This window comes from Aestuariibacter salexigens DSM 15300, assembly GCF_000429145.1.
Lineage (GTDB): Bacteria > Pseudomonadota > Gammaproteobacteria > Enterobacterales > Alteromonadaceae > Aestuariibacter > Aestuariibacter salexigens.
On record NZ_AUBH01000002.1, the window covers coordinates 210,417 to 232,362 of the forward strand.

General features: G+C 48.5%; 13 protein-coding genes. 7 read left to right on the forward strand and 6 right to left on the reverse strand.

Going from position 1 to position 21,946, the window contains the following annotated elements; translation table 11 throughout:
• Positions 1-3 precede the first annotated feature (3 nt).
• The gene (locus G441_RS0105145) at positions 4-1,155 is read right to left on the reverse strand and encodes a substrate-binding domain-containing protein (RefSeq protein WP_156896286.1); all 1,152 of its coding nucleotides are present in this window, start codon (positions 1,153-1,155) and stop codon (positions 4-6) included.
• Between the two features lie 71 nt (positions 1,156-1,226).
• Complete coding sequence (locus tag G441_RS0105150; RefSeq protein ID WP_026375361.1) at positions 1,227-1,922, reverse strand: hypothetical protein; 696 nt, start codon at positions 1,920-1,922, stop codon at positions 1,227-1,229.
• A gap of 150 nt (positions 1,923-2,072) precedes the next feature.
• Between G441_RS0105150 and G441_RS0105155 the strand changes: the two genes are divergently transcribed.
• The 3 genes from G441_RS0105155 to G441_RS0105165 all read left to right on the forward strand — a co-directional run bounded on the left by G441_RS0105155 (position 2,073) and on the right by G441_RS0105165 (position 6,592).
• Positions 2,073-2,786 (forward strand): lipoyl protein ligase domain-containing protein, encoded by a 714-nt coding sequence (locus G441_RS0105155; protein ID WP_026375362.1) that lies wholly within the window; start codon positions 2,073-2,075, stop codon positions 2,784-2,786.
• Positions 2,787-2,837: 51 nt separating this feature from the next.
• Entirely contained in the window at positions 2,838-4,580 is a 1,743-nt protein-coding gene (locus tag G441_RS0105160; protein WP_026375363.1) for a DUF885 domain-containing protein, read from the forward strand.
• A 77-nt stretch (positions 4,581-4,657) separates the two neighbouring features.
• A complete protein-coding gene (locus G441_RS0105165; protein ID WP_156896287.1) occupies positions 4,658-6,592 on the forward strand; it encodes a hybrid sensor histidine kinase/response regulator in 1,935 nt (644 codons plus the stop codon).
• Positions 6,593-6,613: 21 nt separating this feature from the next.
• On the opposite strand, the gene G441_RS0105170 is transcribed toward G441_RS0105165, so the two are convergent.
• A complete protein-coding gene (locus G441_RS0105170; protein ID WP_156896288.1) occupies positions 6,614-7,084 on the reverse strand; it encodes a hypothetical protein in 471 nt (156 codons plus the stop codon).
• A 141-nt stretch (positions 7,085-7,225) separates the two neighbouring features.
• Between G441_RS0105170 and G441_RS0105175 the strand changes: the two genes are divergently transcribed.
• Complete coding sequence (locus tag G441_RS0105175; RefSeq protein ID WP_026375366.1) at positions 7,226-8,626, forward strand: WS/DGAT/MGAT family O-acyltransferase; 1,401 nt, start codon at positions 7,226-7,228, stop codon at positions 8,624-8,626.
• A 17-nt stretch (positions 8,627-8,643) separates the two neighbouring features.
• Here the strand turns inward: G441_RS0105175 and G441_RS17940 are convergent, their stop codons facing one another.
• The gene (locus tag G441_RS17940; RefSeq protein ID WP_084407279.1) at positions 8,644-9,918 is read right to left on the reverse strand and encodes a threonine synthase; all 1,275 of its coding nucleotides are present in this window, start codon (positions 9,916-9,918) and stop codon (positions 8,644-8,646) included.
• A gap of 71 nt (positions 9,919-9,989) precedes the next feature.
• Complete coding sequence (locus tag G441_RS19180; protein WP_051275351.1) at positions 9,990-10,937, reverse strand: hypothetical protein; 948 nt, start codon at positions 10,935-10,937, stop codon at positions 9,990-9,992.
• A 189-nt stretch (positions 10,938-11,126) separates the two neighbouring features.
• Between G441_RS19180 and G441_RS17955 the strand changes: the two genes are divergently transcribed.
• The gene (locus tag G441_RS17955) at positions 11,127-13,148 is read left to right on the forward strand and encodes a vanadium-dependent haloperoxidase (RefSeq protein ID WP_240485086.1); all 2,022 of its coding nucleotides are present in this window, start codon (positions 11,127-11,129) and stop codon (positions 13,146-13,148) included.
• 12 nt (positions 13,149-13,160) lie between these two features.
• Here G441_RS17955 and G441_RS0105195 read toward each other — a convergent pair whose 3' ends face one another.
• Entirely contained in the window at positions 13,161-14,936 is a 1,776-nt protein-coding gene (locus tag G441_RS0105195) for a CRTAC1 family protein (protein WP_034474486.1), read from the reverse strand.
• Positions 14,937-15,209: 273 nt separating this feature from the next.
• Between G441_RS0105195 and G441_RS0105200 the strand changes: the two genes are divergently transcribed.
• Complete coding sequence (locus tag G441_RS0105200) at positions 15,210-16,166, forward strand: DUF3466 family protein (RefSeq protein WP_026375368.1); 957 nt, start codon at positions 15,210-15,212, stop codon at positions 16,164-16,166.
• A gap of 247 nt (positions 16,167-16,413) precedes the next feature.
• Positions 16,414-21,870, forward strand: a complete 5,457-nt coding sequence (locus G441_RS0105210; protein ID WP_034474488.1) for a beta strand repeat-containing protein — start codon at positions 16,414-16,416, stop codon at positions 21,868-21,870.
• Positions 21,871-21,946 lie beyond the last annotated feature (76 nt).

Below are 21,946 nucleotides of genomic sequence, written 5' to 3' on the forward strand. Positions count from 1 at the left end.
TAATCAACGTGCTGATGTAATGTGTTTCTGCAATGAAAAGTCGTAGTTTTCATGGTTTCCTGAGAGGCATTTCGAAAACGCTGAAAAATCTATACTACGCCAGTTTTCATTTATTATCAGACGCTCAATTTGCGAGACGTTTTCAGAGTCCAGTTTCTTGAGTTCAGAAAACAGTACCGAATCGGTGTCATGGATAAAATTGGCACCACGTAAATAATCATAGGCCATGATCAAGGCCCAGCCAGCTTCCATGAAGTGACCGCCAAAACTCACCGTCAGGTGCTGTTGTTTTATTAGCTCAATATTGCTCTTCGACCAGTCAAAACTGCCCACTACGATGGATGAATTTTGCTGCCGCAACACGTCGATAGCGCCTTGTGCTATATCAGGCCCGGCCGTCCACAGCATATCAATATCCGGTATCCGCTGGAGCAATACGTTTGCGGCTCTTTCGCTACTCTGTCTGGTCCAGTCTGTATACACAGGCGGTATGACTTCCAGACCCAGTTCACCAGCCTTTGCCTGGGCACCTTTTACGCGGTGACTGTTAACCGTAGAACGAGTGGGACCGGCCAGAATTGCCATGGTTTTGCCTGATGTGCGCTGTGCAATGGCATCGACCAGTTGGCCACCGGCAAGTTGCTCGTCAGGAGAAATATGTTCAATCCATCTGGGAAACATGGTTCTGGGTAAACCTGTAAGTTTCAGGACATTTTCATCCAGACTGGTATTAAAGGTCAGAAAAGGAACACTGTATTTGTGCAGCAGACTAATCTGCGAAAATTCTCCACCACCATACAAAATACTTATTACGGCATCAGGAAGTTCTCGGTCCGGGATATCCATGGTCTGCTTGATCAGTTCCTCAAAACCAAGTCGATTATCGCTATATTCCTCAATCACTACCATTCGTGCATTAACGCGTAAATCATCGGCAACCGCTTCTGCAAACTGCCTGCTCGAGCGCCAGAACAGGTTATGGCTGTCACCGGGTAAAAAAAACCAGACATTCAGGGGCTCAGGCGTATCAACACATTGCTGCTCGGCATGAAGCGACGAGGTAACAGTCAACAGCGCTAGGAAAAACAACGAAGTGAGGGCGTGCAGCATAGCTGCCAATACTCTGTTAAACCCGGAAGATAAACTTACTTTCAAGAAAACGCCTGTACTACTGCGTGCACATTAAAACGAGTATAACAGTCAATTATTAATGCGTCTTGAGATTACTATTCGACTAAAGCGGCGCCCAGATTACGTCGTAACTGCCTGATTTCTTCAAGCGTACGCTTCATTTGAATGCGACGTTGCGATGTTTCATTCCAGGCAAAAGCTAGCATATTTTTAAAGATTGGTTGAGTAATGATTTCCGGCCGCACAAGCTCGTCGTTAATCATATCGGCATGCCTGACCCACATGGGAATAAACTCATCATCAAGCCCCTGCATGTAGTTCTTTTGCAGAGTATCAATTAATCGATATTGGCCATTTATTTTTAGCAACTGACGTTTGATGTCGTCGTCTCTGAGCAGTTTAAAATCACCGCTTTCGCGCATGGATAAAAATGTGAAATCCTGAGGCGTGAAGAAAAAATAGGCATTCACCGTACTGGCTGCCTCAACGGCCCAGCGCTGTGCTTCCTTATCGCTGGCTTTGATGGGATTAGTCTGAAAATAACCGATGGCTTGCTCGAGCTTGTTCGCTTTGTTTTCCAACTGCGGGATCAGACTATTCAACTGTCTTTCATCTGTCGCAAGATCTTCACTAAGCTGCGCCAGATAACTTTTTTGTTTACCATCGTTTTCCCAATCCTGCACCGTGTTTTCCATCCATAATGCCAGATAGATGCCGACGACCAGCAGGGCCAGGTCTTTCCATAACTGAGCAAAACTGGATGCCCATCTTACATGTCTAGGGGTAATCATAGGTGCACATCCTAAAAGGGTTAAAGACATAGAATAGTCATAAGTCGCGCAAAAACCCGCGCAAGTTTAAACAGTGGTAATTCAATCTCTGAAGAATCAGAATGCTTCCAACACTGACGCAATTGCAGGATCAGAGGGTGCCGAAATAGAATGGAGCATAAAGAAGAAGTCGTTCATATACATGGTTGTGGAAGTGCGTTGGACGAGAACGCCGCACTCTCTGAGATGTTACAGGATGGCAACAATCAACTTCGACATCTTATATGGCATTATCAAGGCAACCATGTTGTGTTAGGGCGCAGTCAAAAGCCAACGGACGCAATGCAATTGCGGGCGCAGCAATATGATGTTGGAGTCTGTCAGCGTTTATCGGGTGGTGGCGCCGTTTTGGCATCAGAAGGGTTGGTGAGCGTCAGCACCGTCATCCCTACCGCACATCCCATGGCACACAATGATCTGATTGCCTGTTTTCAATTGTTTGGTGCTATTTGGCAGGCGGCGTTATCAGACCTTGGCGTGCCGACTCGTGTCTGTGACAAGGTTGATAAAGGGCCTGAAAAGCACCAATGGCAATGTTTTGCTGGTGCCTCCCACGGTGAGCTATTTGATACCCAAAACAGAAAGCTGGTGGGTCTGGCGCAGGTTAGGAAGCGTCATGCTATTGCAGTGATGATGGGCGTATATGTGCAGCCAGTGGATTGGCTTTCATTGCACCAGATTTATTTGGGTTACACTGAAAAGCAAGATGTTGAGTGGATAAAGAACCGCACGAGTCATCTTACAGCTTACGCTAGCGTGCAAGATCTGACGGGCTTGATGCAGCGTGTCGATGAATATCTTATTAAACATCGTATGCACATTTAACTTCCCGCCGTTCTTGGTTAGTCTATGAAAAACGCTACAGACGACGCCATTATGAAATCTTTCATTTTATTCTGTTTTTTGTTGTTAGCCTCAGGGCAGATATTCGCGGCCGAGGCCAGCGAAAAGTTAACCAAGCTATTGGATGAGATCTGGCAATATGAACTGTCCATCAGTCCACGTTTTGCCACATCGATGGGCGTGCACGATTATGACGACCAGCTTGCCGACATTTCGCCACAGGCACTGGCGCGTCAGGCAGAGGTTTTTTCGACATTTATGCAGCGCTTGAACGCACTTGACGTAGAGGCGCTGACGCGGGATGAGCAAATTACCTTGTTGATGCAAAAGTACCGGGTGCAAAACGACATCGACAGCTACCGCTTTAACGCCCACTATGTACCGCTCACGTCAGAGTACGGGTTTCATGGCTCGTTGGGTGGACTGGCCAATTCTACACGCTTTAAAACAGCCGAAGACTACCAGAATTACTTGGCCAGACTGTCTCTCTTCCCCAGACAGTTTTCTCAGCATATTGCCTACATGAAAAAAGGCATGGAAGTCGGCATGGTGCAACCTGCCGTGGTGTTACAAGGTTTTGAAGACGGTATTAAGTCGTATTTCGCTGAACCTGTTGAACAAAGTCGCTTCTATAAGCCCTTTACCGAAGGCGCTATTCTTGAATTTGAGGATGACGTCAGAGAAAAGCTTCAGGCAAAAGCGTTTAAGGTTATTCAGGACGACGTATACCCATCCTATCAGTCGTTCTATACGTTTTTTACCGAGCAGTATCAGCCCAACGCCAAGCAGGACATTTCCGCCCTGACGTGGCCGGATGGCGAAGCCTACTATCAAAATCGGGTCGAATATTACACCACCACCTCAATGAGCTTCGACGATATCCATGAGCTTGGTCTTCAAGAAGTCGCTCGGATCCGTGCGCAGATGCAGCAAATTGTCGATGAGTTGGAATTTGAGGGGGATATCAACGACTTTATCGAGTTTTTACGCACCGACCCACAGTTTTATGCCAAAACGGCTGACGAGCTGCTGATGTTCGCCTCGTATGTTTCAAAGCAAATGGACGCACAGTTACCCAAACTGTTTTACAAACTGCCGCGCACGCCTTACGGCGTGGCACCGGTACCAGATAGCATTGCGCCTAAATACACGACTGGCCGTTATGTGTCTCCTCGTCGTGATGACCAGCCCGGTTACTACTGGGTAAACACCTATGCACTGGACAAGCGTCCACTTTACGCCATCCCCGCATTGACCCTGCACGAGGCCGTTCCGGGCCATCATTTGCAGATTTCACTGTCTCGCGAATTGGACGACCTGCCAGAGGTGAGGCGTTATACCTATATCTCAGCCTTTGGTGAGGGGTGGGGACTCTACTCAGAATACCTGGGCAAAGAAGTCGGTATATATAAAACGCCTTATGAGGAATTTGGTCGGTTAAGTTATGAAATGTGGCGCGCCGCCCGACTGGTCGTCGATACCGGTATGCATACCAAAGGCTGGTCCCGTGACAAGGCAATGAAGTTTATGCTTGAGAATACCGCCTTATCCGAGCTGAATGTGAACACTGAAATTGACCGCTATATTTCATGGCCTGCTCAGGCCCTGTCATACAAAATTGGTGAGCTTGAAATCAAAGCCCTGCGTAAGGAAGCGGAAGCAGCACTCGGCGATAAATTCGACCTGCGTGCGTTTCATGACGCGCTGCTTGCCTATGGTTCGGTGCCGTTATCCGTCCTAAGAGAAAACATCGGCTTATTTATTTCAGATCAATGAAACTTATAAGAGCATAAACTATCATTTAGGGGCGTAACTTACTGCACGAGCCTTTTGTGAAGGAAATAATCAGTTCGTTGACTAAGAGCAGTTCTGACCATTCTCATATTGGACTGGCTATTGCTAATGCCTCATCGGTTCTATTGTGGGTCGCAGACGCTACTAAACAGTGCGTTTTCTTCAATCAGGCATGGCTGCAATATCGTGGCCGAACGCTGGAGCAAGAGTTTGGCTACGGTTGGGCTGAGGGCGTTCATGAAGACGATTATCAACGTTGCCTAGACATATACGTTACTGCGTTTGATGCAAGACAGCCATTTTCAATGGACTACCGACTGTTACGTAAAGACGGTTCATACGGTTGGATCCAAGATGATGGATGTCCATTTTATGACGAAAACGGTGAATTCAAAGGCTATATCGGCTCGTGTTTTGACATTACCGAGAGTAGGCGCCTGCTTGAAGCGCTTGAACAGAAGAGCCAACAGCTTGAAGAAGCCAATCTGCGTTATCAAGAATCGGTAAAAGCCGCAAATATTGGTTTTTGGGATTGGGACCTGGTCAGTAATCAAGTGAGATTTTCCAGAGAATATAAACGCCAAATTGGTTATAACGACGATGAACTAGCTGATGCGTTTGAATCCTGGGAAAGCAGAGTCCATCCAGATGACCTTCCTGAAACCCTCAAACTTATCGAAAAAAGTATCGCTGAATGCACTAAAAAGCACGAAAGTGAATTTCGATTTCGGCATAAAGATGGCCATTATCTGTGGATATTTTGTCATGCTTCGGTGTTGCAGGATGAGGATGGCAAGCCTGTCAAAATGATAGGCTCGCATATCGATATTTCTGACCGGAAAAGATTGGAAACTGAACTTATACAGTCTCAGAAATTGGAAGCACTCGGACTATTAGCGGGTGGCGTCGCCCACGACTTCAACAATCAGTTGGCTAGTGTGATGGGCTTTGCAGACTTGATTTTGGACAGTGAGCAACTCGAGCAAGCTAAAAAATACGCGGAAAAAATCACGAATACAGCTGAACATGCACAACATCTGACTAAACAACTATTAAGTTTTGCCAGGAAGCAGGATATTACCTTCATACCCATAGATATTCATGATGAGATTAATGCTGCAATTGACCTGCTTAAGCACTCCGTCGATAAGCGGATCAAAATATACACTGACTTTTCCGCACCCAAGTCTGTTGTGCTTGCAGATAAATATCTGTTGCAGAATGCTCTGTTAAATCTGGGGTTAAATGCGAGTGATGCGATTCTGGAGTCAGGCGATATTGAAATATCGACCAATTCAATAGATATAACTGATTCAAGCCAACATGTTATTGCGGGAACTCTGACGCCTGGTAGGTATATCTCAGTTAAAATGAGAGATTCCGGTATTGGAATGTCAACGGAAGATATTGAAAAGGCTATTGAGCCTTTTTATACAACAAAGCCGCTTGGTAGAGGAACCGGCCTAGGGCTTAGCTCCGTGTATGGGTCAATACAAAGTTTTGGTGGCATGATCACCATAGAAAGCGAGCCAAACGTGGGTACCACTATTGAACTGATATTACCGTTGAGCGATAAAGAAATCCGAGTTGAACAGTCTATTGAGGACACAAAGGCTGCGCATAAAGAGCGTTCAATGACTATCTTGGTAGTTGACGATGAACCCACTATCCGCGAAGTCTGTGCTGACTTTCTAGTCGCTCTCGAGCACAAACCACTTCTCGCGTCTGACGGAAAGGAAGCGATTGAGATTTACACAAAACGATGGTCTGAAATTGACCTTGTGTTATTAGATATGATGATGCCCGAGATGAATGGACGTGAAACATTGAAGGCGCTCAAAGTGATCAATCCGGATGTTAAGGTCATAATGTGTACGGGCTTTATGTCAGAAGATACAGTGGCAGGAATTAAAAAAGAGGGGGCGCTTGATGTACTTGGGAAGCCTTTCAGACTCAAAGAGCTCGCAGAAAGTATTCAAAGATATAAGTTATAAGCAGGTTAATCCTAATCAATTCTATAAAATCTCTGACGTTTCATACCTTGCCGCCTTGCGGGCTAACTCATAGACGAAATATGTCACGCCAATAAGCATAGCGAGTTGTATTACATCATAACGTTGCAGATAATCTGTTGGCCAAATAAATGCACTGACCACATTCATGGCTTGCTCGATAAAGAAGCGAATGATTGTGCGAATGCCAAGACTATCAATAAAACTTATCAAACCTGGCCAGTTAGCAATAAAGTCTCTTACCTGGGCTAACTCAATAAAAAACAGCTGAATTAACGCGATAATTCCGTAATACCCACCACCAAATCGTAGCCAGTTATCCAGCAGCGAATGTCCGGTTTTAAATTTCTGCTTATTTTTTTTGGCTTGTTTTTTCAGCTGCTTGGCATTGATGGTGTGGCTTGCATCACCCAGGCCGCGGCGGAATGCGACAATGTGTAAACCATAGCCTATCGCAAAGACGATAATGCTCATGTAAAACATTTCCCAGATAAGGCTCAGCATCCCGCTCTCCTATTCAACATTGCATGACGCAACAAACATTGCGACCATGGGATACGTTATGAGTATCGGTATAACACTGAGTCTGCGTCAAGTAGAGAGGCGAGGAAGCGTATGGCCACCAAGTTAAATGCATTAGATTTGGCATTTTTGTCATTGGAAAAGCAAACCACGCCGGTGAATGTTGCCAGTCTGGTCGTGCTGGAAGTGCCTGACGGCTACACAGGTAACTATTGTCGGGATTTACTGGATAAACTGGAAAGGCAGCCCGCAGGGCCACCGTTTAACCTAAAACTCAGTTCAGACTCTGTGGCGTCATTACCCAGTTGGGTTGAAGACGAGAATTTTGACATTCATTACCACGTCCGTCATTCAGCACTGCCTAAGCCGGGGCGCATGAAGGATTTGCTGGAACTGGTGTCTCGCTTGCACAGTCGTTTACTTGATAAGGGCAGACCGCTGTGGGAGTTCCATCTGATTGAAGGATTGGAAAACAATCAGATAGCGATTTATATGAAAATGCACCACGCGTCGATTGACGGCATGGGTGGCGTAGAGCTGATGGAAAATTGCCTCAGTTTATCTGCTGATGATGAGGTCGTGGCGCCCTGGACAGGTAAACGCGAGCGTAACAAGCTTCCTGCTGTGCAGTCACCGTCACTTAAAGATAGCGCCGGTAAGCTGGTAAAACAGGTGAGTAAAAGCAGTCAACTGGTTCAGGACCTGTCAAAGATGTTTGTTGAACAGGGACTGAAAGCCGTTGGATTTAAAAATGCCAGTGCGCCCGCGCCGTTTACAGCCCCCAAATCGCTGTTTAATGTACCTATCACGGGCGCCAGACGATTTGCCATTAATACGCTATCGCTCGCAGAGGTCAAGGAAGTGGGTAAACAGGCTGGGGCGACGGTGAATGATATGGTATTGGCGGCATGCTCAGGTGCACTGCGCCGTTACATGATGGAAAAGCAGAATATTCCCAAAAAATCGTTAATTGCTACGGTACCTGTATCAGTGAGGCAACTTAATCGGGCAGGTAACCAGATTACCTATGTGATGGCAAATCTGGCGACAGATGAAGGCGATGCATTGAAGCGGTTAGCAAAAATAGGTGAATCGACGCAAAGCGCCAAACAGGAAGTGCAGGAAGTGTCGATAGAAGCTGCGACCAGTTTTGCGGTTGTGGCGCAGGGGCTTGTGGCCGCCGCTAACCAGTTAAATATCACCAGCATGATGCCGCCCTCGGCCAACGTGACCATTTCAAATGTGCCTGGGCCCCGCCAGCCGCTTTACTTTGGTGGTGCCAAAATGCTGGCCACCTATCCACTTTCTGTACTGATTGACGGTCAGTCGCTAAATATTACCGTGGTCAGCTATTGCGATACCATCGGCTTTGGATTCCTGGCATGCCGGGATACCATCCCAGATGTGGATAAACTGGCCGGTTACGTCGGCGATGCGTTTGAAGATATCAAAAACCGACTGGCGCTCAATGAACTGTTGGGCAAGCCATTGTAATCTTTGCTGTTGCCGCACTATTCAGTGCGGTGTGGCGAGCGACGAGGCATAAAAATATCATGCAGGTTTTGCAGGTATTTCTCCGCACTGCCGGTGTTAAAACACGCGATGCAATCCTGCTCTGTGACCAGCTTCCGCTTTTTGGCTTCGGTAAGCGCACCTATACAGGCAGCGCCTTCCGGGCTTATCCACATCTGATATTGAGCAAAGATTGCCTGACTGATGTCATGCATGTCCTGCTCGCTAACCGCTAATGCTGCACCATTGCTGTCCCGCAGTATGCGCAGCACCGCTTTATGACCGACGCCACCGGGCACGTTAATGCCAGTCGCAATGGTATCGCCGCCGTTGGTCGCAACGGTGTCATCCAACTGGTTATCCATGGCGTGCACGATAGGCGTGTTGTTCTCGCTCTGCACGGCGATGATGCGCGGACGTCTTGAATCAATAACACCCAGTGATTCGAGCTCATCAAAGGCTTTCCACATCCCTAAAATACCTGTACCACCGCCGGTTGGATAAAATATGACATCTGGCAGTGACCAGTCATGCTTAATGCCGGGCCACGGTTCGGCCAGCTCCAGCCCCATGGTTTTCTTGCCCTCAATACGCCAGCCTGGCTCCTGAAACGTTGCGCAGTTGAAAAAGCCCTGTGGCACAAAGTGTTGCTTCATAAATTCGCCAGCCTCGCGGATCGTACCTTTAACCAGATCAAGGCTGATATTCTGATCTTTCAATGCTGCTACAGCGACGCTGCCCATTATGTTTTGCGGCGTATCATCGGGCATCACCACGGCGACCTGGTAGTCAAGCGACTGTCCATAATGTGCCAGGGAGTCGCCCGCATTACCCTGTGTCGGCACCGTCAATTTGGTGAGACCATAATGCTTGGCCATTGTGGCAACCATAGACATGCCTCTGTCTTTGAAACTGCCGGTGGGGTTAGCCCCGTAGCCTTCATAAGGCTGACCCTCGTCTTTCACAAAAACCTGCAAATTAAGTGACCGACACAGTGCAAAGTCACGAATGTCGACGATGGGCGTATGCCCTTCGCCGAGACTGACGACCTTGTCTTGCTGATGTTGTTTATTAAAGGGCATCAGAGGCCCGAATCGCCACATGCTTTTTTCTTGTGGCGAGTACCACTGCATGTCTGGAAAGTCAGCCTTTATCTTTGCCATGTCCAGTATCATCTGAACCGGACGATGGTCACGTGGACACAGGTTCATTGGAGTCTCAACCGGGTAGGTTGTCGCACATTCGGTGCATTGATAATGCTTTACGTAGCGCATGCCGTCTTATTCACACTAACCATTTATGTCAATGTTAGCGCGATACGGTCGGCGGTGCGCAAAAGATCGATTCAGACCGCAAAGTCAACCTGATGCACGGCGCCAAGCGAATTGTCATCGCTCAGATATACACTGGTCTGTCGCAGCTGGGCAACGGTTTGCCCCACGTTGTCTGTAAAAGTGAACGGGGTAGCGCTGGAAAATAAAGAAATGCCTTTAATGCCAGCCTCTTGCAATGAGCGTTGCTGGTTACGGCCATCCCATAATGATAGTGATGCGAAGCGTTCGTCTGTCTCATCAATCCAGCCACTATCATCACTATCCAATTGACGCAGTTCGGCAAAGCCATCTCCAGATTTTGCACCAAACAGCTCCATTCCGTTGTCTATCTCGCCATTTCCATTTTGGTCGTAGGCCAGATACCAGATGTCTTTTGCCAATGTGGGAATGGCTTCTGTCTGACCGTCTCCATCGAGGTCGAAGTCATGAGAACTATTGCCAATCAGATTTGTCTTGTTACCCAAATTAAACAACAGAGGATCCTGAAGCTCACGAATACTCATCGTCACTTCTCTTTCGATATCCAGCTGCCGTGAAAACTGCACCGACATCGACAACGTCTGCTCGTGCTTCAAGTCCTCATCAATCATGCTCAACGTTGTCGCATAGTGAAGCTGTTCCGTCTCCTGCAGGCGTTCTCTGACTCTGATTTGTGCAGACGGACCACGGCTGGCATTTTGCTCTGTTTCAGCGGATGAGGATGCTTGTTTGACTTCAATATACTCAACCAGATTTTTCAGCGCCGTGGCAAAGTCGTCGCTGGATAGACTTTCGATAAGAAATTTTTTGGCCTGCTGCTCCGCTGTCAGGCGGTTCTCAACGAGTTCATCGGTTAGTGATGGCGCGTCAGAAGAAGATGGTGGCGAAGCGCGATCCGACATGGTTAAGCTCGCTTCACGATGTTCCTGACGCATATAGGTGTGCTCAACAGCACTCACTTGTGTACTGGTGTTTATCATAACAATACCCCTCAACAAGGCTATCTGCTGAAAATATGAACAACTTTAATTTTTATAATCGCTAAGCGGGGTGATGGGTGAGATGAACAGGAGTTAACCATGACTCTGCCGAGATCATTTCAGAGTAGACTACTGTTTACATGGTATTAACACTACCCAGATTCCTGGGTGATAGTCAGACTTGCTGTAATGATTAAAAAAACGTACCCCTTGTCCTGTCTTTGCGCGGCTCTAGTGATGTCATTGAGTGGCTGTGGTGGCGGTGGCAGTGAAACCCAACCTACGCCAACACCTACGCCATCACCGGCACCTGCACCGTCGCCTACGCCAGCGCCCACGCCGACACCAACACCCGTGACGCCTGAGCGAGTAGGACATTCTGTGGCGAGAATGTGGAATGAAGCTGTGCTTTACGGAGTACGCAATGACTTTGCCCGACCAACCGTGCATGCGCGGAACCTGTTTCATATTTCTGCCGCTATGTATGACGCCTGGTCTGTATTTAATGACGAGGCAACAGGATTCTTATATGGCAACGAGGTTGCCGGGTTTTCCTGTCCTGCAACAGAATTTGATATTCCCGTTGATGTGCTGCCTGAGCAAGAGCGTGCGATAAGCTATGCTGCTTATCGCATCATAAAGCACCGTTTCCGCTACTCACCGGGCGTCGGGTTCATTTACGCGCATGTTGATGAGTTAATGGAAGAACTGGGTTTTGACCCGGATATTGAGCAAACTGAACACGCCGATGGTAATGCAGCGGCCTTGGGCAATGCGATTGCCGATTGCTACATTGAGTTTGGTTTGCAAGACGGTGCCAACGAGCAGGGCTTTTATGAAAATCAGTATTATCAGCCGGTGAATCCGCCGTTAGTGCTGGATTCAGAGATCCCCGGTAACCCTGATATCGTCGACTTGAATCGCTGGCAACCGCTTGTGATAGAAGGCTTTATCGATCAGGCGGGGAATCGCACTGAAGATGCGCCCGAGTTCTTGAGCCCCGAATGGGGCCAGGTTGTGCCGTTTTCCTTATCAGCGAACGACAAAACGATTTTTCAGAGAGACGGTTTCGATTATCAGGTCTACCATGATCCTGGTCAGCCACCCTTAATCGGCACCGATACTTCTGCAGCGTACCAGTGGGGTTTTTCTCTGGTCGCCATCTGGTCAGCCCATCTTACTGATGAAGATAATGTGATGTGGGATGTGTCACCGAATCGGTTAGGTAACATCTCTCAATTTCCAAGCACGTTTGAAGAATTTCAGTCCTTTTATCAGCAGTTAGAGGGGGGAGATGCCAGCATAGGCTATGCTGAGAATCCGATAACAGGCGAGCCTTACGAACCGCAAATGGTGCCAAGAGGAGATTACGTGCGCGTGCTGGCGGAATTCTGGGCAGATGGCCCGGACTCTGAAACGCCACCGGGCCACTGGTTTACCATTTTAAATACGGTCAGCGATCATCCACAGCTTGAGAAGCGCTGGGCCGGGCAGGGTGAACAGTTAGGGAATCTCGAGTGGGATGTAAAAACCTACTTCGCATTAGGTGGCACCATGCACGATTCTGCCATCGCAGCATGGGGCATAAAGGGCCGGTATGATTATCTGCGTCCGGTGTCTGCTATTCGAGCAATGGCAGAGCGAGGACAAAGCAGTGACCCTGCGGCCGCCTCTTATCATCCTGATGGACTGCCTCTGGTGCCTGGATATATTGAACTGGTCACTGCAAACGAACCTCTGGCAGGTACCAATGCTGAACACGTTGGCAAGATTAAGCTGTATGCCTGGCAGGGGCCGGATTATATCAACAACCCTGTGGTTGATAAGGGCGGCGTGGACTGGATCCTGGCAGAAAACTGGTGGCCATATCAGCGTCCTACCTTTGTTACGCCCCCCTTTGCTGGTTACGTATCAGGACATTCAACCTTCTCACGCGCCGCGGCTGAGCTTTTGACCGAGATGACGGGCTCAGCGTTTTTCCCTGGCGGTATGAGTGGCTTTAGCGTAGAGGCAAATGATTTTCTGGTGTTCGAGCGTGGTCCCAGTGTGTCATTTTCACTGCAATGGGCAACGTATCGGGACGCTGCCGACCAATCAGGCTTGTCGCGAATTTGGGGCGGTATTCATCCCCCGGCAGATGATATACCGGGGCGTCGTATTGGCGAGGTAATTGGTAAAGAAGCGTTCGACTATCTGTCGAATTACTTCTGATAGCCTGACTCGTCAGTCGTTATTCAGCGGGTGGTCGATTACGATAAAGTGGTCGGCCGCGATATCTGTTATCACAGTGTCCTCAACACCTGTTTCTGGCCATTGTACGCGTATCTCATCAATCTGCGTGTGTCGCGCCAAGCCGAAGTGCGCCTCAACCGGGTTTTGCGACACATATAATCCGCCCAGCTGCATCTCGTGAGTCAATGTCAGCTCTCCTGCCTTAAGGGTGATGCGAGCGCCGACCCCCTGCGGGTTATCTCGTGTGCCGGTCAGACGAATGTTGGCAAAATGATTTCCCTCGGCCGCACTGTCGTTTCGATAAAGAGTGGGTGATTTGCCGCTGTTGGCAATCAAAAGGTCAATATCACCATCGCGGTCATAGTCATAGCACACTAAGCCTCTTCCCATGTCGGTATGGGTGATCCCTAACTGTTGGGTTCGCTCAGTGAAGGTACCGTCACCGTTATTCATGTATAGCTTTGCCGGTGTCGACATAAAATGGTCAAAGTTGCCGCTCTGGGTTTGTTCTTCAGTCCAGCCGTTATAGCCATTGACGACGAAAAGATCGGCAAAACCATCGTTGTTGACGTCAGCAAAACAGCTTCCCCATGCCCAGTATCCCTGCCGTACGCCGGCATAGTCAGTCATATTGAGAAAGTTTCCGTTACCGTCATTCTGATATAGACGATTGCCATCAAACAGACCGATGGTTAAAAATTCTTCACGGGTATCACCGATGGCAGACACAAACCAGTCAATGTCACCGTCGTTATCATAGTCTGCTGTTGCGGCGCCCATGCCGGCACGATCGCTGACAACCACAGGGATGGTGTCGTCAATAAACTGCATGCTGCCATTATTTACCAGATACTGGCTGGTTCCCCAGTCGGCAGCAATGAGCAAATCCGGCAGACGATCTTCGTTAATGTCAGCAAAGATGGGCGTAAAAGAAAACTCATCACCGGTGGAACCTGCAGGTAGTTTGTCAAAAGGCTCAAGTTCAACCACTTCACTGACGTCCTCATACTGGCCAGGACCGGTACGTTGCCAGAGAAACTCGCGACTGTGCTGTTCATTTTCAGGGTGCCAATGGGTGAAGAATAGATCCAGGTCACCGTCTGCATCGATATCGCCCGCTGCCATCGAATAGGTATCTTTGCTCATTTCTATGTCGACAAGGTGGGAAATATCGTCAAAGCGTTGCTCACCCTGATTAGCAAAAAACTGAATATAGGGCTCTGCTTCGAGCATGGTGACCAGGTCCTGGTCGCCATCACGGTCAATATCGATAAAACCGGCCGAATGATTGGTGGCGAGCACACGAATGCCTGATGCCTGCGTCGCATCGTCAAACGCGAATGAGGTATTTAGGGTAAACAGCTTGCCGTTTTCATTGCGGCCATGGGTCACGTAGATATCCAGATCGCCGTCGTTATCAATATCGTTTACTGCGATGCCCCCGCCAACCCGCGCAGGAATGCTGTCACTGGCATCTGTGGCAACATCATAACATAGGCCTGCAGATGCTGTTACATCCACAAATACGCTGCTCTGTGCGGACGTATTGTCACCGCAGCCCCCGCGACCCAATTCATTCGAGTTGGATACCGCAGTCAGGGTGTAGCCACTCGGTGGCGGAGGTGGAGTAGGCGTTGGAGCCGGAGCCGGTGCAGGCGATGGTGTAGGGACCGGAGTGGGTGAGGCGTCACCGCCACCACCACATCCCAGTAGCGCAAATACAACAGCGGTCGAAATCGAAGAGCGAAGAAATGTTACCCGAGCCATACGTACTGGAACCTCTGAGAGTACAAAGCTTACATGTGTCTGAATTGTTAATAATGTAAACCGGCTTGAGTGTGAAACCGACCAAATTGAGGCTAAGCGGGTGTTTTGCGTGTTAAGACGGTCAGTGGAAATTCTGTCAGTTTGTGAAAAGTGGACTATCTTTGGTGAGTGATACGTTCAGTAGCATCGGTGTAGTGGTTGTTCAAGGAAAGCCGAATGCAGGATTGAAAGGCGCATTTTTTCCAGCCATCCGGCTGATTTAAGGAGATAACAATGAACAACTTTTCTAAAAGCGTACTTTTTTCCGCGGTAGCTACCGCATTTTCAGCAAATAATGCACTAGCCGACAGTCATTATAGCTTTGAACTTGTAACTTATCCCGGAGCTGAAAACACCAGTATTTTTGGTCTCAACGACCGCGGTTTTGCGGTCGGCCCCAGTGATGGTGGTAACTTCTCGTATTCCCTTAAATCAGGAGGAATATCGGACCTGGAAATAGGTGACCTCGAAGATGCAGCTGTTTTAGCCACCTCAGACTCAGGCCACTATGCTGGCGTATGGGATGATGCGGAAAATGAATGGCGCCTTTCATTTTATATGGATAAAAAAGGCAAGGTTACGACATTCGAACACCCTGATGCGTTGGATGTGACTAACGCAAGAGCGATGAACAACAATGGTCTTATTACAGGTTACTTTTCGGTAGAGAAATCTACTCCGTTTGCTTATGTCGCTGCGGATGGATTTATCTACGATGTGAAAAAAGGCACGTTTGAGACCATCGTACCTAGCATGTTTACCATTGCACAAGGCATAAACAACGATGGTATTGTTGTCGGCAGCGCACGATTTTGGCCAGAGGAAGACCCATGTATTGACGCGTTTCCGCAATACACAATGATGGGCTGGGTTAGAAATAAAGGTGGAGACGTAACCTATTTCACTATCAACGGCATGCCCACGCGTGCAAGAGGCATATCTGATTCTGATACGGTTGTTGGATTCGCCTTCGACCCTTCTGATAATACCAATAAAGGCTTTGTCATTGATATTCCGGAAGGTCAGTGCGTAACAGTAGAGGTGGACAGCGCAGATATGATGGCTGCCCCTGATGCGTTGGCGACGTACCCTCAGGCAATAAAAAACTCTGGAGAAATTGTTGGCTCAGCGGTTGTAATTGACGGGCAGGGTGAACTGGCTCAAGTAGGGTTTGTGGCAAGAAAGCAATAATCTCGTTCCATGCTGGCTGATTCATGGGTCAGTCAGCACTGTCAGGCTTTTTTACAGATTTATTACAGTGCACGCTTAATAGTGCGAATGATCAGATGTAACGCGCTGATATTAATAAAATTTATTTTTAGGGTACGCTCTATGCATATTTTTCCACAGCGTACCTTTTTCAACTACGCGATATAAAAAACACTCATCATATTTTGGCTGTTCCTGTTGTTTTTCGTTGTGTTCAGGAGTGAAAGTGATGAAACAACAGGGAACAACGATGTCAGTTTGTCACTTTATTCCTCGCGCTTTGCGAGCTGCTCCTATTACGTTATTTTCACGCTATGCAGTAATTTTTTCTCTCGGATGGTCACTGGCTTTTTACGGCCAGGCGGCAACCATCAGCCAAAGCGTTACCTTTGAAACCTTAGGTCAAAGTATGTGGGGCACCGGCGGCTCTACTCAGATCCAGGATGATTTGTTTATTGGCGTTGAATGGGATTCGGGCAATAAGAAATTGTTTGAAGTGGGGGATGCAACCTACGGTGGCAACGGTCTGCGCGTCGACGGCCGCACAGACGGCCGGATCGGCCTGGAAACGGGATGGTATATCGATAGCGGTACGGTAAATACACAGTTACCTTTCCAATTCTCACTTGACCTACCTGACGCTGATGAACTTGTTACCAACCGCGTAGTTTCCATGGGGGTGACTGATGCAAGAATTCAAAGCGGCGCGTTCCTCGAAACCATTGCCCCGACTATACAGGCCTACGCCAATCTGATTGTTGAAGCGGAAGCGTCGCTCAAAGCGACAGGCTGTTACGATGTCTGGCTGGATGCTGACTGCGGTAACACCGGCTGGAAGAAACTGATTGATATTGATGCAGATATCGAGCTCTTATCCGTTAATCGGGACCCGGTAACGGGTAATCCCGATGGCCAGATCCGCGTACTTGACGGATTTAAAGACTTGTTTGCGGTAGGCTCTACTGCGGCTGACGTGGTGAATGTTGAAGAAGTAGATGACCCTGACAATCCGGGAGAAAAAAAGAAGAAGAAAGTTTCCCTCGATTTAAAACCGAAGGTAGAAATTGGCTCCACGCCAATGGTGGAGGTGGATGTCAGGATCCCGACTATTCGGGAAGAAGAGACATTAGGCAGTGCTCGTTCAGTGATGACCAATGGCGTGGAAAACATTGGCAGCAGCGTTTTGGGTACCAGCGGCTCGGATGAGTTTCTTGAAATCGGCATCGATATGGACCAGATGTTCACCACACTGGCAGGACTGCCACCGCTTGGTGTGACTGCCGGACTCGATTTTGGCATTGGTAGTGTCAGCGCGACTGCTGACCTTCTTGATGTCACCTTGTCACCAGCACTTGAGCTGACCCAGGAATTTGACCTTAACATTACTGATATGCGGGTCAGCTATGCCTTTGACCGCGCGGTTGAAGCGGGTCTGAAAGGTCAAAGCCGCTCGAATCGAAATAGCCTGAACAATCTCGCATTGGGACAACAGATAGATCTTAAATGGACCGGACCGGACATTGGTATTACGCCCACCTACGACATCGATTTGAGTCTGACCAATAAAACTGGCATCACCATCAACAGTTCGCTTTCCATCGATCTTCTCAGTGGCAGCGTGTCCGGAGATGTTGCGGGGATTGATCTGGGGACGAAATCGTTTGGGCCTTTGGTGAACCTGCCATTTAATGGTCCCAGCTTTGATTTACCGCCGCTATTTAATGACAGTTTTGCGCTGGGTGGTTTGAGCAACGAAACAGGCACAAAACTGTTACTGACCACGGCTCAAGCGTCATGGCGAGAAGGACGGGACGGTAACTGGAATACCAATACCAACTGGAAAAACAACGCAACGCCCATCGGCAATGATGTGGTCATTCGCGGATTAAGTTCAAACCGCTCTACAGTCACTATCGACAGTGAAGTGAGCAGTGGCAATCTAAGTCTGTTTGGCAATAGTCGGCTGAATATCAATAGCCTTAATGGGATCCTTAATGTGGGAGGTAGCAAGCTCCACAATGAATCCAACATCGTGCTCACTGACGGACGTATCGTGTTTACCAAAGACACCACCTTATCTGGTGATGGCAAGATTTATCTGCGCGATTACAGCGGTCGTCTGACATCACAAGGCTCGCGAAAAACGCTGGATGTCATCGGTCAGGACATCATCGCTGACAGCGGCGGCGGCCGAATCAATAGAATTAATGTCAATCTGCGTGGAGACAGTACTCTTAAGGTAACGAGCGGCACCTTAAGATTACACGACACTGTCATTACAGGATATGACAGTAATAAACGCAGTATAACTGGCTCTGCGGGCACCACTATCGACCTAATGAATACGGATATTCGCAACGTTGATTTCGCAGGTAACGTTAAAATCAGCGATTCGTTCAAAACGCGATGTAACTCATATTTTGCAGGTTTTTGCACCAGTGAGACAGATCACAATGTGAATTACTGGCGTACAGGCGGTGACCGGCTCGCCAGAAACGATGGCACCATTACACTGAACAATACAGGCAACATGGACGAAAAACGTCTGTACCTGGGTGGTCCTAGTGGTGGCACCCTCACTTTCGAAAACAATGGCACGATTAACGTAGTCGGACGCAGTGGTGAAGAGGCTTTGCTGGGCACAATCACCGGCAGCGGCGCCAACTTCTTATTATCTGGCACGGGCTCGCTCAATCTGGCTGGCGATGATGCAGAGTTTTCCAGCTACCAGGGAAGAGATTCACTGACCAACGGCGCACAGCATACGATTAGGGGCTGGGGGAGCGTAGAGGACTTTACCAAAGTAACAAATTACGGTGCGATTGTGGCTAGCTCGACGGGAGAGTCTCTGGCGTTCTTTGACACCGATATCGTCAATCATGGCGTATTAAAGGCTGACAGAGGTATTCTAGACCTAGACGGTGGTTTCTTTTCAACCGTCAACGTGACCAACAAGGGACGTGTTGAAGCTGTCTCTGGCGGTACGGTGAGAATGTATAAGGTGTCAAACATGACGTCGGCAAACGGTACCGTAACCTTAACTGACGGTGAGTGGGTAGCCAGCAGCGGTACCATCGCTTTCGCACAGAACTATCAAAGCCGATTTGATAATCGCGCAGATATTACGCTGAACGGTAGTGGCAGAATTACCGTAGACGGCGTCAGTCTTGAGAACTTTGGCAGATTCACAAATACCGGAGCGGGCACGTTCACGCTTGGACAGGGTGCTACTTTCCACTCGGATGATGTAGATAACTACGGTTTGATAGCCATGCGTGGAGGCTCAATGGAGGGCTTGTACAACTACGCTGGTGGACTGGTTGAAGGTTTCGGTACGATTGGCGGCATTTGCACTAATACGATTATTTTCTGTACCCAAGATAAACTTTACAACCGAGGTACGATAAGAGCTTCTGGTGGAGAACTGGTTTTGAAGGGACTGACAGCAACAGACAGTTCATTCATTAACACAGGTCGCGTGGAAGTGATGGGTGGTGCGACCTTGCGTTATGAAGAGCTTGGGATTGGTGATTTCTTTGGTAGCGGCTCGGTATTCAAGAGCAATGGCGGTACCTGGGCAGCCTATGGTGAAACGCAAGCCGCAAACATCATTTTGGATACCTCCAGCTTTCTCAGTCTGTTTGGCAGTGGAGGTGTCGAAAGTCTGCAAAACGTGAATTTGGTCTTGAGCGGGCAATTCGCTAACTTCTACACCGACCCTCTATCGGGTGGCAATGTCAATCTTAAAACCTCATTGACCACCATTGGCAGCAGTGCATCACTTAGCCTTGAAAATGGTCAGGTGTTTGTTGCCGCAAACAACGTTGACAACAATGGGTTGCTGAATCTGGCCAAAGGCACCTATCAATCTACCAATCTGCGTAACGATGGCACCATTGCCGGACACGGTACCTTAAACGTTGCTGCGCTTGATAATAATGGTGCATTGAACGTGTCTGGCGGCATTATGACCTTGAACAGTACTGTCGCTAACACCGGCGGTAGCATCAATGTGGGCGGTCAATATGGCGATGTATTGCGCGGCACCTATACGATTAACAATGGTGAGGTGAGCGTTGGAAAAGGTGGGCTGATGGATGGTCAGGGTACCCTTAATAACGTCAAATTGACGAATATGGGCACCATTACGGCTCGAATCGGAGCCTACACCATTGATACCGCAGCAGGCTCGACAAACACCGGCTTGATTCAGGCCAATGCGGGCGGTTCTCTGGCGCTTCAGAATGGCACTATCAACAATGCTAACGGCATGATAAAGGCCAACAATGCTTCAATCACACTAACCGACTTCACTGTGCTCAATGGGGCGGTCGAAGTGATTGGCAAGAATGCGGCGCTGCGAGGCTACGGAAATCTTGAAAACGTCGCCTTGAAGGTGTCAGAAGGATTAATTTCTGCCAATGTGAACGGCCAGAAACTGACTATCGACCCTTCCACGGCAGCAGAGCTCTATCGCGCCACGCTGCAGGCGGAAAATGGCGGTACGCTGCTGATCACAAATGGTGATTTTAACGCTGCTGGCGGCACGCTAATCCGCGCCAAAAACGGCTCTATTGTCGAGATGTTAAATATTGTGATGGTCGGAGGTCAGTTGGTTACCGAGGGATCGGGCAAGATCATTGACCTTGGCTCGAGCAATTTTACCGATATGACATTTAATGCCAATACCGAAGTGGCGAGCGGCGGCGAGTTCAATTTCTACGGGACCATTGTTAATAAACAAAGCATCACGGTAAAGGATGGCGGTGTGCTGCATCTGCATGATGCACGCGTGACCGGCTTGTCATTAACGGTCAATCCTGATGGGACAGTGTCGGAAACAGTAGATGAAGGACTGCTGCGCATTGAACAGGGTGCACAGCTTATTCTCGATAGCGGTCGTATTGATAATCAGCGTTTGCAAAATCTCGGTCAGATGATGGTAAGCGGGGCAAACCCAAGCCGCATAAACGTGGTTGGTGACACTTTCTTAAATCAGGGCGGACTGACCATTAGTAATAGCTCGTCACTGTTTATCGACAATGCAATGATGGAAAATCAGGGCGATGTTGACGTGCAAGCAGGTTCCGAAATGACTGTTCAGGGCGTCTACACGCAGACTGACGGTACTACCCATGTTGACGGCACCTTATCAGCAGATGAATTGGTGTTCGAAGAAGGATCGCTGTCCGGCAACGGTACTATTGAGGGTGACACGGTGATCGGTGAGAATGCGACCATCAACCCTGGCAATTCACCGGGCACGTTAATTTTTACTGACGACCTGGATCTATTCGGCACCTTTATTGTCGAAGTGGAATCCACCACCAGTTTCGATTCATTGAATGTATTTGGCGATGTCACGTTCGATACGACCACGCTGTTTGATTTCAGATTCGGACCTGATTTTTCACCGCTGAACCTGTTCTCACTGGATTTCCTGTTAGCGGCTAATTTCATTAATGCCAATGTGCTGAGTCGTGCTAACTTCGCATTTAGCGGCTTATCTGACAGCTTTGATGTCGACTTTGTATTTGGACAGGGCAATGGACTGTTGTCACTGGTATTTTTTGACACGCAGACATCCAACGTCGATGTACCGGAGCCTGGAACTGTGGGCTTGATGTTGTTAATGATATCACTGCTAATTTTGCGCCAGCGCTGTGCCCGCGCGGCGTCTCGGTAGAGAGAATACTGTAAACAAACATTAGGGCTGTGCGCTACACTACAAGTTGAGGTAGTAAGTGGTAGATTGATGAGAT